The sequence below is a fragment of the Shewanella sp. cp20 genome (assembly GCF_000832025.1).
GTDB lineage: Bacteria > Pseudomonadota > Gammaproteobacteria > Enterobacterales > Shewanellaceae > Shewanella.
Map to the genome: position 1 here is coordinate 57,075 of NZ_JPII01000046.1, position 13,448 is coordinate 70,522.

The window sequence follows — 13,448 nt, forward strand, 5'->3', positions numbered from 1 at the left end:
TGATCAGCTTTGATTGCTTATTGGTGCTAATTCAGTAAGATTAGCCAGTTTTTTTAATATTGAAGAGAACTCGATATGTTTGGAAAAGGCGGTATGGGCAACCTGATGAAACAGGCCCAGATGATGCAAGACAAGATGGCTAAGGTGCAAGAAGAGATCGCACGCATGGAAGTGACCGGTGAAGCCGGCGCTGGTCTTGTTAAAGTCACTATGACAGGCTCTCACAGTGTACGTAAGGTCGAGATCGACCCAAGCCTGCTAGAAGATGACAAAGAGATGCTTGAAGATCTGATAGCGGCAGCTTGCAACGATGCGGCGCGTCGTGTCGAAGAGAGTCAGAAAGAGAAGATGGCAGAAGTCACAGGCGGCATGCAGTTGCCACCTGGCATGAAGATGCCTTTCTAAAGATGAAATTTAGTCCCCTGGTCGACGAGTTGATCCAGTCGCTACGCTGCCTGCCCGGGGTTGGCCCCAAGTCGGCGCAGCGAATGGCGTTTCAACTGCTAGAGCGCGACCGTAAGGCGGGTCATAAGCTGGCCCAGGCGCTGTCGAGCGCCATGAGTGATGTGGGGCACTGCAGCAGCTGTCGTACCTTCACCGAAGAGAGCCTGTGTCCTATCTGCGCCAGTAGTCGTCGTGGTAACTCAGATTTGATCTGTGTGGTCGAGACGCCCGCCGATGTATTGGCGATCGAAGCCGGTGGCCACTTCTCGGGGCGTTATTTCGTGCTCTTAGGGCATCTGTCACCGCTCGATGGTGTGGGGCCGGACGAGCTGGGCTTGAGTCTGCTCGAGACCCACCTGGCCAGTGGCGAGGTAAGCGAACTTATCCTGGCCACCAACCCGACGGTGGAAGGGGATGCCACGGCGCACTTTATCGCCGATATGGCGAAACAGCATGAGATCAAGGTGAGCCGTATCGCTCACGGTGTGCCAGTGGGCGGCGAGCTCGAATATGTCGACAGCACCACGCTGGCGCTCTCCTTTAATGGACGCATCCCGTTATAAGGGCGCATTAAGCTCATCGATAAAATCCAGTTCATCATGAACTGGATTTTTTTTGAGCAAATAAACGCCTTTGCTTGTTTTTGGCTTGAAAAGTCAAAATCCAGCCCCATCTCTATTGCCATAAGCGTTTTTGTGAAATAGAGAAGGAAACATCCATGTCACATCAAGAAACCCATGGCTTTCAAACAGAAGTCAAACAACTCCTAAATTTGATGATCCACTCTTTATATTCTAATAAAGAGATTTTCTTGCGTGAATTGGTCTCTAACGCCGCCGATGCGGCCGATAAACTTCGCTACGAAGCTCTGACAAAAGATGAGCTTTATGAAGGCGATGGTGAGCTGCGCGTGCGTGTCAGTGCCGATAGCGAGAAGGGCACAGTGACCATCGAAGACAATGGTATCGGTATGACACGCGATGGCGTGATCGAGCATCTGGGTACCATTGCCAAATCTGGCACCGCGGAATTTTTTAAGAATCTATCGGGTGATGAGTCTAAAGACTCACAGCTGATCGGTCAGTTTGGTGTGGGCTTCTACTCGGCCTTCATCGTCGCCGACAAGGTCACGGTGCGCACTCGCGCCGCTGGTCACGCGGCCGATGAGGCGGTGCAGTGGGAATCGGCCGGTGAGGGCGAATTCACCGTCGAAAATATCGTCAAAGAGAGTCGCGGTACAGAGATCATCCTACACCTTCGTGAAGAAGAGAAAGAGTTTGCCAGTGATTATCGTCTGCGCTCTATCATCACCAAATACTCAGATCATATCTCGGTACCGGTAGAGATGTGGCAAGAAGGCACGCCAGCCCAGGAAGCGAGTGAGGAGGGCGGTGAAGCCATTCCAGCGACCGAAGGACACTGGCAGGCGATGAACAAGGCTACCGCGCTGTGGACCCGCAACAAGAGCGATGTCAGCGACGAAGAGTATCAAGAGTTCTATAAGCATATCTCCCATGATTTTACCGACCCGTTACTGTGGAGCCATAACCGTGTCGAGGGTAAGCAGGAGTACACCAGCCTGCTGTACATACCATCGAAGGCACCTTGGGATCTGTGGAACCGTGACCGTAAACATGGCCTCAAGCTCTTCGTTCAGCGTGTATTCGTGATGGATGATGCCGAGCAGTTTATGCCAAGCTACCTGCGTTTTGTGCAGGGTCTTATTGACTCTAATGATCTACCGCTAAACGTGTCGCGTGAGATCTTGCAAGATAACAAGATCACCACGGCGCTGCGCACAGCTGTGACCAAGCGCGTACTGGGCATGCTAGAGAAACTGGCTAAGAACGATCCCGAGAAGTATCAAACCTTCTGGGCCGAGTTTGGTCAGGTATTGAAAGAAGGACCGGCGGAAGATTTCGCCAACAAGGAGAAGATCGCCGGTCTGCTGCGCTTTGCCTCGACTCACACCAATGAAGCGGCTCATACCGTATCATTGAGCGACTATGTTGAGCGCATGAAGGAAGGCCAAAGCAAGATCTACTACATCGTTGCCGATAGCCATGAGGCGGCGGCTAACAGCCCGCATCTCGAGTTGCTGCGTAAGAAAGGCATCGAGGTGCTCTTGATGTCAGAGCGTATCGACGAATGGTTGATCAACCATCTCACCGAGTTTGACGGCAAGCAGCTGCACTCAGTGACCCGTGGCGACCTGGAACTTGGCGAGCTGGAAGACGCCGCCGAGAAAGAGGCGCAGGAGAAGCTGGAGACTGAATCTGAAGGTTTAGTGAAGCGCGTTAAAGAGGTGCTGGGGGATAAGGTGGCCGAGGTTAAGGTGACCAGTCGTCTCACCGATACCCCTGCCTGTGTGGTCGCCGGCGCCGGCGAAATGTCGTCGCAGATGATCAAGCTGATGCAAGCCGCCGGTCAGGCCGTACCAGAAAGCAAGCCTGTGTTTGAGCTCAACCCCGAGCATCCACTGGTGAAGCGTCTGGATAGCGAGCAAGATGAAGCGCTATTTGGTCAGTGGGCCGAGCTCTTACTGCAGCAGGCACAACTGTCTGAGAAAGGCAGCCTGGCCGACCCGTCTGCCTTCATCAAACTGATGAACAAGATGTTGTTAGCCAGCTTAAAATAAATCTAAGCTAGAGTAAGTAAGAGGCAGTTTGACTGCCTCTTATGTTATCTACTTATCGCTAACTCACGAAATGAGGCATGCGCTCTCAGATAAAGAGACACTCTTAAAGTAAAGAGCACTCTCAGGTAAAGAGACATTATGGATTCGGTATTGGATTTAACTAAAGAAAACATTCAGCAGGTGGTCGACGCCTCCATGCAGCAGGTGGTTGTCATGGCCTTCTGGAGCCAGCAGAGCCCAGAGAGCCTGCAGCTGATGCAGACGTTGAACCAGATCGCGGCGCAGGGGCGTTTCGTACTGGCCAAGGTCAACTGCGATCAGGAGATGGAGATAGCCAACTATTTTCAGATCCAGAGCCTGCCGACTACTCTGGTATTAAAAGAGGGCAAACCGGTCGATGGCTTTGCCGGCCTGCAGGAGGCGGTGCAGATCGAGGCGTTACTCGACCAGCATCTGCCCAAGGCCTGGCAAGTCGCCCTTAATCAAGCCAAGGTACAACTTGCTCAGGGCGATGCCGAAGGGGCACTGCCACTGTTAAAACAAGCCTATCAGGAGTGTCAGACGGCAGAAGTCTCTTTGGTGTATGCCGATGCGCTGCTCGCCGTTGCCGATATCAATCAGGCCAAGGTGCTGCTTGACGCTATAGGTCTCGCCGACCAAGACGCCTACTATCAGAGCCTCAAGGCGAAGCTTTCGCTGGCGTTGGACGCCGCCGATACGCCCGAGATCAGAGGCCTGCTGGAAGAGGTTGAACAAAATCCCAGCGATTATGCCAAGCTCTTGTCACTTGCTAAGGCGCTACATAGTGCCAAACGTGACGAGGAGGCACTCGAGCGACTCTATCTGGTATTAAAGACAGATCTGCAGGCTCACCAGGGTGAGATTAAGCAGCTTTTCATGGAGATCCTTACCGCACTGGGTCAGGGACATGCCGTGGCCAATCAATATCGCCGCAAATTATACACCTTGCTCTACTAAGGCATCTCTGCATCGTGCCAGTATGTTAGTGATATATGCTGGCCTATATGCTTTATAAGGTGGTATGTGTGGTATCAGCCTAAAGTCGAATTAAAACTGGCCATACAGCCCTTCAAATGGACGGCCATTTGTGCGAAGATCGCCGCCCAATGATAAAACTAATAATCAAATCTATGCGAAATAAGAGGACTCTCAGATGCGCATTATGCTATTAGGTGCCCCAGGTGCCGGTAAAGGTACTCAAGCCCAATTCATCATGGAAAAATACGGCGTGCCACAAATTTCTACGGGCGACATGCTCCGTGCAGCCGTTAAAGCGGGAACGCCTCTGGGTCTCGAAGCGAAGAAAGTGATGGATGCAGGACAGTTGGTTTCTGATGAGCTGATTATTGGACTGGTTAAAGAGCGTATCGCCCAGGACGATTGCGCCAAGGGTTTCCTGCTTGACGGTTTCCCTCGCACCATTCCTCAGGCCGATGCGATGGCGGCTAGCGGTATCGATATCGATCACGTGATTGAAATTGACGTGCCAGACGAAGAGATCGTTAAGCGTATGAGCGGTCGTCGTGTTCACCCAGGTTCTGGCCGTGTTTATCACATCGTTTATAACCCACCTAAAGTGGAAGGCAAAGATGATGTGACTGGCGAAGAGCTGGCGATTCGTCCCGATGACGAAGAGAGCACTGTGCGTAAGCGCCTTGGCATCTACCATGAGCAGACTAAGCCACTGGTTGAGTACTATGGTAAGGTTGCCGAGCAAGGCAAACTGACCTACAACAAGTTCGACGGCACTCAGAGTGTTGGCGACGTGAGCGAGGCTATCGTTAAGGCGATTGGCTAAGCCGGCTCCTTTAATGAGCTGCTTCTCATATTTGAAAAAGCCCACCTAGGTGGGCTTTTTTTATGTCAGGGTGGGTGCTAGCCTATCGCTATCCTTGTCAGAGAATATGAGTAGAGTAATTCTTGAACAAAGTCCACAACTTATCTCCCGCCAAACTTGGTGTCTTGCTGGTTAATCTCGGCACGCCAGATACGCCAACCCCTAAAGATGTTAGGCAGTTCCTGAAACAGTTTCTCAGCGACCCGCGCGTGGTCGACTTAAGCCCCTGGATCTGGAAACCCATACTCAATGGTATCATCTTAAATACTCGCCCCAAGGCGGTGGCCAAGCTCTATGAGTCTATCTGGTGGCCAGAAGGCTCGCCGCTGATGGTGATCAGCGAGCGTCAACGTGAGGCGCTAAGCGAGATACTTAAAGCGCGTCATGGTCGTGATATTCCGGTTGAGTTGGGGATGAGTTATGGCAATCCTTCGTTGCGCGCGGGTATCGATAAGCTGCTGGCCAAGGGCGTCGAGCGCCTGGTGGTGCTCCCTCTGTACCCACAATATTCCTGCTCGACAGTGGCTCCGGTATTTGATGCCATCGCCAGCGATTACAAGCAACGTCGTAACTATCCCGAGACGCGCTTTAGTAAAGAATATTTTAGCCATCCTGCCTATATCGCGGCATTGGCTGACTCTGTGCGGCGTCACTGGCAAGAAAAGGGACAGGGCGATTGCCTATTAATGTCCTTTCATGGTGTGCCACTGCGTTATGTGACCGAGGGCGACCCTTATCAGGCACAGTGCCAACAAACGGCCAAGCTATTGGCCGAGGCATTAGGATTATCTGAATCCCAGTGGCGCCTCTGTTTCCAATCGAAATTTGGTAAAGAGGAGTGGCTGACGCCAGCAACCGACGCGCTGCTTGAGAGCCTGCCAAGCCAAGGGGTTAAACGAGTGGATATTCTCTGCCCGGCCTTCGCGGTAGATTGTTTAGAGACGCTTGAAGAGATCTCGATTGGCGGCAAAGAGAGCTTTATCGAGGCGGGCGGGGAGGCCTATCATTTTATCCCTTGTCTGAACGATGATGAGGCTCATATGCAATTACTAGCAGACCTGGTTACCGAGCAGGCGGCGTGTTGGCTTAAATCTTAAGCAAAGAATCGTGTGTTAACGGCATAAATCACTGCCCGATGCTATTTTATATGGTACGATCCGCCGCCGAATTTTTATGGCGAAGGTGCCCGCGTTGCATAAATCACCACGCGGCCTGATAGACAGCAGACTAAGGGGGTCTAGTGTGCTGCCTATTCTTATTTGATTCTGCATGGATGCATTAGAGTGAGTTCCTTATGAAGTTTCCCGGTCAACGTAAGTCGAAACATTACTTTCCAGTTAAGAATCGCGATCCATTATTGGCGCAGTTAACGCTGCAACCGCAGCATATTTCTACCCACATCAGTGGAATCGATCAGACGCTTGTCGATATCGAGGCCAAAGTGGGCGACGAGCTGCTTAGTCGTTACGCCTTGCCGAAAGGAAATTCGACACTTATCGATGACGAGAAGGCGCATCAGCTCTATACCGAACTGAAAACTTCTGAGCTGATCAGCGATGAATTTGCCGGCGGTACCATAGGTAACACGGTACACAACTATTCTATCCTGGCCGACGATCGCTCGGTATTGTTTGGCGTGATGAGTAACCATATCGAAGTGGGCAGCTACGCCTATCGTTATCTGTGTAATACTTCATCTAAAGTGGATCTTAATTTTCTGCAGCCGGTCGATGGGCCGATTGGCCGTTGCTTTACCTTGATATCTGAATGTGGCGAGCGCACCTTCGCCATCAGCAAGGGTTCGATGGATAAGCTGACGCCGGAATATATCGACCAGGAGATAGTGCAAACCTCTTCGGCGTTAGTGCTGACGGCCTACCTGATGCGCGCCAGTGGCGGCGACAAGATCACCGATGCGGCGTTAAAAGCCATTGAATACGCCAAGGCCGCTGAGGTTCCAGTGGTGCTGACGTTAGGTACACGTTTCCTTATCGAAGAAGATCCGCAGTGGTGGATAGAATTCATTAAGGAAAATGTCACTATCCTTGCGATGAATGAAGATGAAGGCGAAGCCCTGACCGGCTTTAAAGATCCCTTGAGCGCCAGCAATGCAGCGCTTGAGTGGTGTGATATGGTGCTCACCACTGCGGGGCCATTGGGGCTCTATACCTCAGGTTATACCGAGGATTCGGAGAAGCGTGAAACCAGCCATACTCTGCTGCCAGGTGCGATCCCAGAATTTAACCGTTACGAGTTCTCAAGGCCTAAGCTAAAGCGTGATTGCCAGACACCAATCAAGGTGTTCGCTCATATCTCGCCTTACATGGGCGGCCCCGAAATTATCCGTAACACTAATGGCGCGGGTGACGGGGCATTGGCGGCGCTGCTGCACGACCTTGCCTCTAATACCTATCACAAGGCTAATGTGCCGGGTTCGAGCAAGCATAAGCGCGATGGCCTGTGTTATTCCTCTTTCTCACAGATCTGTAAGTATGCCAACCGCGTGGCCTATGAGGTGCTGGCTCAGCACAGTCCACGCTTGTCTCGTGGTCTGCCAGAGCGGGAAGACAGCTTAGAAGAAGCCTATTGGGAACGGTAGGGCTAAGGTTGCATTTGATGAGGCTGTTTTAGCGAGGCTCTTGAAGTGCACAGATAACAAAAAGGCGTCCGTTGGACGCCTTTTTTCGTTTTTAATGTGCCGGTTTAAAGCCTGTATTAGGCTTTACTCTTTCAGCTCGGCATTTACCTGATCGACGAAGCTACCTGCCGTCTTACCCGCCTGAGGATCATCGAATGTTTCCTGGTTAAAGGCATTTTCCGATTTAGCGATGATAACCGTCGCTACCGAATCGCCGGTAACGTTAACGGCAGTACGCACCATATCCAGCAATCTGTCGACCCCCATGATAAGGGCGATACCTTCGACGGGCAGACCCACCTGATTCAGCACCATGGCTAGCATGATAAGGCCGACACCTGGAACACCGGCCGTACCGATAGAGGCTAGGGTTGCGGTTACTACCACCATGGCGTAATCGGTGATAGTGAGATCGATACCAAATACCTGGGCGATAAACACTGTGGCGACACCTTGCATAATCGCCGTGCCGTCCATGTTTATGGTTGCGCCGAGAGGCAGAGTGAATGAGGCGACCTTGTTATCGACCCCAAGGCGGTGCTCGGCGGTCTCTAGGGTAACCGGCAGCGTGGCATTTGAGCTTGCCGTGCTAAAGGCGAATAGCTGTACATCTCGCAGTTTACGAATAAAGGTGATGGGGCTTAATCCGGAGAAGAGTTTTAATAGGACTGGATAGCTCACAAAGGCGTGCACTAATAATACTGCCAGCACCACTGCGAAATATTTAACCACACTCTCAAAGGTTTCCAGACCCAAGGTTAAGGCGAGTTTACCCATGAGGGCAAATATACCATAGGGAGCCAGTTGCATGATGAGGGTGACCACGCGCATGATCACTTCATTTAAGTCGTTAAATAATGCCGATAGCGTCTGCCGCGCTCGCCAATATGAGAGATCGCAAAGCCAAATATCACCGCAAAGATGATGATCTGCAGCATATTCCCCTCTGTCATCGCTTGTATCGGGTTACGGGGAACCAGGTTGATCAATACATTGGAAAGGCTAGGAGCCTCCTTAACACTGTACTGCATGTTTTCTGCTGCTAGTGAGGCGTTTCCAGGATGGACGAGCAGGGCAACAAGAATGGCCATTGAGAGGGCGATAGCCGTGGTAAATAGATAAAAAGCGATGGTTTTTCCGCCGAGTCTGCCAAGGGATGATGGGTCGCTCAATGAACAGGTGCCGCATACCAAGGAGATGAAAACTAAAGGGACGACCAACATCTGTAAACTTGAGATAAAAATACTGCCGACGACGTTGAGTAGGCCGTCAGTTATATATTCTTGGATAAACTCACTTCCGGGAAAGAAACTGCGTAGCAGTAGCCCGATTAAAATGCCGCCAGCCATACCTATGAGTATTTTTCCGGTGAGGCCAATTTTTTTGTTTTGCGTGCCAGCCATAGTGCTTCCTGTATTATTTTTATGCTTTTCAATTTGCACCTAAAGCCTAGCAAGAAACCCTAGGTGATGAAATGGCTAAATAGTTAAAGTTTTTGTCACTTTTACGCTCTTAATTGCGATTAGTGATGGAAAAGTTATGGGAAAATTGTGTAATGTTAGCCTATAAGTAATAAGCAGATGCTTTCAATGATAATCTGAGTAACAGGGAGTCTGACAATGAAGTCAGCGTTTAAAGTTTTTACCTCATATTTATTTATGCTTTTTATTGTCGCCTGTAGCGGCGGGGGGAATGTCACAGACGATGGCTCGGGTGGTACGCCGACGCCGCCAACTATCTCTATTGAATTATCTATCGACAATACGCAGATTTCAGTGGCTGAACCTGCGATGATCACCGCTAAGGTGAAAGATTCCACCGGAGCAGCTGTTAGTACCTTAGTATCATTTAGTCTAAACAATGATACTTATGGTACTTTCTCTCCCGGCACGGGCGAGGTAGCGACCGATGCAGACGGAATTGCCAAGGTGCGTCTGGATACGGCGGCTATTAATACCGGCGCAACCATTACTGCAACCACTAGCTCTGGCGAGAGTGCATCGTTGAACGTCACCATGGTGGGTGATGGCGGTGAAGCTGGCGGTGGAGCGCAAGTTTCAGTGTCCCTTACCGACGGTGCCGGTAACCCTATTCAATCTATCAGCATCCTTGAGCCAGGGAAAATCACTGCAACAGTAACGGGCATCACTAAGCCAACAATTGTGACGTTTGCGACGACTATTGGCGATCTCCCAATCAAGACGGCCGTGACCGATTCTGAAGGAAAGGCGACAGTTGATATCTACGCGGGCAGCTCCTTAGGGGCTGGTGAAGTCACCGCCAGTCTGTCAACTAATGAAGTCGGCAAGACTATCGTTGTTGTCGGCGCGACGAATGTGGTGATGGGGAGCGGCGATCCTTTTGTTCAGGGTAAGGCCGAGATCAGTACCGCAACCCTTTCTGCAGGTGGTACCGCAACGATTTCTGTTCTGATTCAAGATGATAAGGGAAATCCCTTTACTCAGCCTGTAGATGTTAATTTCTCCTCAACCTGTGCGACCAAGATTCCTGCTCAGGCCGAGATTAGCTCGCCGGTATCATCGAGCAATGGTGTAGCGACATCGACCTATAGAGCTCAGGGGTGTGTGGGTGAAGATCAGATCAATGTTACGGCAAATGCCGGTGGCATCAGTCTTTCGGCAACAGGTACGCTCAGTGTGCTGCAAGCCGATGTTGGTAGTATCGTATTTGACTCGGCAACGCCACAGAATATCGCCATCCTAGGAACGGGCGGCGTAGAGTCTTCTGTGGTGAAATTCAAGGTGTTAGATAAGAACAGTAACCCTGTTCCTAATCAGAATGTATTGTTCTCGCTCAACACTAAGGTTGGCGGCGTAGATATCTCACCTCTGCAGGCAACGACTAACAATGAAGGGATAGTACAGACGGTCGTTACTACAGGTACAGTGGCTACATCACTGCGTGTTACCGCGACCGTTGATAATGGTGCGGTACCAGCTATCTCAAGCCAGTCGAGTCAATTAATCGTATCTACCGGCATTCCTGATCAAGACAGCTTCTCACTTTCTGCCTCGGTACTTAACGCCGAAGGTTGGGACGAGGATGGCACTAAGGTGGTTGTGACTGCACGTATGGCTGATGCCTTTAACAACCCAGTACCCGATGGCACAACCGTGTCGTTTACGACCGAAGGTGGTGCTATCGAAGATGCTTGTCAGACGGTTAATGGTGCCTGCTCAGTGACTTGGACCAGTCAATTGCCACGCCCAGAAGGTGAGACCATCATCTCTGGTGCCGGTGCAATGGTTCGCAATCCGAGTGCGGCGTTGATCTATTACCCGACACTTGGGGTATATGGCAACGTTTATGGTCAGATGTATGGCGGCCGCGCCACAGTGACTGCGACTGCGATTGGTGAAGAGTCCTTTCCAGATCTTAACGGTAATGGCCGCTTCGATGCCTCGGAAATGGCTGAGTTTACTAATGGTAAAGATGTAACAGGTCAGTCGTTCGATCTGACCGATGCCTATAATGATTACAACGAAGATGGTCTGTTTAACCCACAACAAACAGGCGGGCAAATTGGTGGCTCACTCGAGGAGCTTATCGACTTTAACTCTAATGGCGTGTTTGAAGATAAAGATGGCAAGTACAATGGCGTTCTGTGTTCAGATCCTGTCCATGCAGGCTGTGCAGACGGTGTGAGTGATTCTAAGTCACTGTATGTTCGTCGTAGCCTGGTGATTGTGATGTCGGGCAGCACGGCTTATGCGACCGCTGCCGATGATATTCTGATTAGCGATAAAGATGGCGATCATTATGGCGGCAGCATCAATATCGTAGGTAAAGGTGCTGCTAGCGTATCTTTCACCATATCAGATCTGCATAACCAGCAGATGCCTGCAGGTTCTAAGGTTCGCTTTAAGACAAGCGCAGGATCAGTGGTAAGTTCAGCTGAGTATGTGTGGCCGAGCACTAATTACAATGGTGGCCGTGAATTTACCGTTACCTTGAAGGGTGAAGATGAACCTAACACAGGTGTGTTTATCGTCGAAGTTGAAACACCTGGTGGACTGATTACCCAGGTAGTCTCAATTGGAGTTAATATTCTCTAATATTATCTGTTTAAAAAAGGCGCTTAAGGCGCCTTTTTTATTGAGTCGATGAATCATCGACTTCCTAAAGTAATTCGCTAGTTTTGGCATTAAAAAAGCCATCTTTTCAGATGGCTTCTTCAATTCTAACTTAGTAATTAATACCTACTTCTGGAACTGATACACGCTACCTAGCTTCATGATCTGAGTCAATTCATCCAGCGCGGTGCGCGACTCGACGATGAGCTGTGGATCGGCAAGGTCTTCTATGGCTAGCTGATCGCGGTAGTGCTTGTCGACCCAGAGGTTGAGCCTGTTAAACAGCTCATCTGTCATCAGGGTATTGGGGTTGACGGCGGCAAGCTCTGTCTCGTTCATGGCGACACGCAGACGCAGACAGGCGGGACCGCCACCGTTTTGCATGCTCTGCTTCACGTCGAAATAGTGCACCTGTTTGATCGGTGTGCCCAAGGTGACCAGCTCATTAAGGTAGGCATGGACGGCCTCATTTTCCTGGCAGTTGGTGGGCGCTATGATAGCCATCTCGCCGCTTGGCTGGGTAACGATTTGGGTGTTGAATAGGTAGCTCTTCACCGCATCCTGAATGCCCACTTTGGCGGTAGGCACCTCAACGAAGTGTAGTTCGTGACCGTTGAACTTGTCTTGAATCTCCGCCAGTTTCTTTTGCGTATCGACAAAGGCCTGCTCGTGATAGAAGAGCACATTTTGGTTACCCACGGCGATCACATCGTTGTGGAATACGCCTTGGTCGATGACATCAGGATTTTGCTGGATGAATACGCTGCTTTCATCATCGAGTTGATGCAGGCGGGCGATGGCTTGTGAGGCCTCTAGTGTCTGTCTCGCCGGATATTTCTTGGGCTTAGGCGCACTCGGGTTAGTCGCTTCCTGGCCGTAGACGAAGAGTTCGATGCCGGCATGCCCATATTCGTTGCACAGGCGTGTGTGGTTAGCCGCGCCTTCGTCACCGAAACTCACATGCTCAGGCAGGTGCTGGTGGTGATGGAAGTAGCGGGAATTATTGAAGGTGGCAGCGAGTATGTTGCCCGTTGTCACCGGCTCTATGCTGCGATGCAGTTTGTCTACCAGATTTGCCGGGGTGAAATGGATTTTACCATCATGGGTATCGGCACTCGGTGACACGGTCGCGGCATTGGCGGTCCACATGCTTGAGGCACTGCAGCAGGCTCTGAGAAGCGCAGGAGCCTGTTTCGCGGCTTTATTTAGTACTTCGGCATCTGTACCAGAAAAACCGATTCGGCGCAGTGTGTGAAGATCTGGGCGCTCCTGAGGGGCAAGCATCCCTTGGGCCAGGCCTAAGTCGGCGAGGGCCTTGGCCTTCTTGAGTCCTTGCTTCGCAGCCGCCTTAGGGCTGGATATTGCGGCGGCGTTATTTAAAGAAGCCACATTACCGTATGACAGGCCCGCATAATTATGTGTCGGTCCGACGAGTCCATCAAAGTTCGCTTCGTAATGCTTCATTGCATATCCTTCAAGTTATTATTGCTTTAATAGGCGCCAAAACAGGTTAGCGATGGCGCCGTAATTCGTTGAATTTGTGCCCCAGTATACTTGAGCTTTAGGGCATAACAAGCTAGGGGATTGGGGCCTTATCTGTGATATTGGCTCAGAAATGCATAAGTATTGCTTGCTAGTTGGGGAATAATGAAATATTAGTTTTTAATTACGCAATATTATTTTTCACATTTTTTTCAAAAACGGTTAAAAATTGGCTCGCCGTAACAAATAAAACAGGGATTAGCTTGAAACTATTGATACAACCCTCTATATATG

The 13,448-nt window shown here is 50.6% G+C and carries 9 protein-coding genes and 1 pseudogene; 8 read left to right on the forward strand and 2 right to left on the reverse strand.

Annotated elements, in window-relative coordinates; all coding sequences use genetic code 11:
* Nucleotides 1-75: 75 nt before the first annotated feature.
* The 7 genes from DB48_RS14880 (at nt 76) to DB48_RS14910 (ending at nt 7,539) form a co-directional block, all read left to right on the forward strand.
* On the forward strand, nt 76-405 hold the full coding sequence (locus tag DB48_RS14880; protein ID WP_011866032.1) for a YbaB/EbfC family nucleoid-associated protein: 330 nt from the start codon (nt 76-78) through the stop codon (nt 403-405).
* A gap of 2 nt (nt 406-407) precedes the next feature.
* Nucleotides 408-1,007: a recombination mediator RecR gene (recR, locus tag DB48_RS14885; protein WP_041511019.1), complete on the forward strand. Its 600-nt coding sequence runs from the start codon at nt 408-410 to the stop codon at nt 1,005-1,007.
* 155 nt (nt 1,008-1,162) lie between these two features.
* Nucleotides 1,163-3,082, forward strand: coding sequence for a molecular chaperone HtpG (gene htpG, locus DB48_RS14890; RefSeq protein WP_041511020.1), 1,920 nt, complete (start codon nt 1,163-1,165; stop codon nt 3,080-3,082).
* Between the two features lie 138 nt (nt 3,083-3,220).
* The gene (locus tag DB48_RS14895) at nt 3,221-4,060 is read left to right on the forward strand and encodes a co-chaperone YbbN (RefSeq protein WP_041511021.1); all 840 of its coding nucleotides are present in this window, start codon (nt 3,221-3,223) and stop codon (nt 4,058-4,060) included.
* Nucleotides 4,061-4,256: 196 nt separating this feature from the next.
* Nucleotides 4,257-4,901 (forward strand): adenylate kinase, encoded by a 645-nt coding sequence (adk, locus tag DB48_RS14900; RefSeq protein ID WP_041511022.1) that lies wholly within the window; start codon nt 4,257-4,259, stop codon nt 4,899-4,901.
* 122 nt (nt 4,902-5,023) lie between these two features.
* The gene (gene hemH / locus DB48_RS14905; RefSeq protein WP_041511023.1) at nt 5,024-6,037 is read left to right on the forward strand and encodes a ferrochelatase; all 1,014 of its coding nucleotides are present in this window, start codon (nt 5,024-5,026) and stop codon (nt 6,035-6,037) included.
* A gap of 197 nt (nt 6,038-6,234) precedes the next feature.
* On the forward strand, nt 6,235-7,539 hold the full coding sequence (locus tag DB48_RS14910) for an inosine/guanosine kinase (protein ID WP_041511024.1): 1,305 nt from the start codon (nt 6,235-6,237) through the stop codon (nt 7,537-7,539).
* A 123-nt stretch (nt 7,540-7,662) separates the two neighbouring features.
* On the opposite strand, the pseudogene DB48_RS14915 reads toward DB48_RS14910, so the two are convergent.
* Nucleotides 7,663-8,981 (reverse strand): annotated as a pseudogene (locus tag DB48_RS14915) (dicarboxylate/amino acid:cation symporter).
* A 216-nt stretch (nt 8,982-9,197) separates the two neighbouring features.
* Between DB48_RS14915 and DB48_RS14920 the strand changes: the two are divergent.
* Complete coding sequence (locus tag DB48_RS14920; RefSeq protein WP_041511025.1) at nt 9,198-11,654, forward strand: Ig-like domain-containing protein; 2,457 nt, start codon at nt 9,198-9,200, stop codon at nt 11,652-11,654.
* Between the two features lie 144 nt (nt 11,655-11,798).
* Here DB48_RS14920 and astB read toward each other — a convergent pair whose 3' ends face one another.
* Entirely contained in the window at nt 11,799-13,136 is a 1,338-nt protein-coding gene (astB, locus tag DB48_RS14925; protein WP_041511026.1) for an N-succinylarginine dihydrolase, read from the reverse strand.
* Between the last annotated feature and the right edge of the window lie 312 nt (nt 13,137-13,448).

Excerpts from the sequence above, each read along its gene's own strand:
- DB48_RS14880 (WP_011866032.1), top strand. The coding sequence starts at position 76 with ATGTTTGGAAAAGGCGGTATGGGCAACCTGATGAAACAGGCCCAGATG.
- recR (WP_041511019.1), top strand. The coding sequence starts at position 408 with ATGAAATTTAGTCCCCTGGTCGACGAGTTGATCCAGTCGCTACGCTGC.
- htpG (WP_041511020.1), top strand. The coding sequence starts at position 1,163 with ATGTCACATCAAGAAACCCATGGCTTTCAAACAGAAGTCAAACAACTC.
- DB48_RS14895 (WP_041511021.1), top strand. The coding sequence starts at position 3,221 with ATGGATTCGGTATTGGATTTAACTAAAGAAAACATTCAGCAGGTGGTC.
- adk (WP_041511022.1), top strand. The coding sequence starts at position 4,257 with ATGCGCATTATGCTATTAGGTGCCCCAGGTGCCGGTAAAGGTACTCAA.
- DB48_RS14910 (WP_041511024.1), top strand. The coding sequence starts at position 6,235 with ATGAAGTTTCCCGGTCAACGTAAGTCGAAACATTACTTTCCAGTTAAG.
- DB48_RS14920 (WP_041511025.1), top strand. The coding sequence starts at position 9,198 with ATGAAGTCAGCGTTTAAAGTTTTTACCTCATATTTATTTATGCTTTTT.
- astB (WP_041511026.1), bottom strand. The coding sequence starts at position 13,136 with ATGAAGCATTACGAAGCGAACTTTGATGGACTCGTCGGACCGACACAT.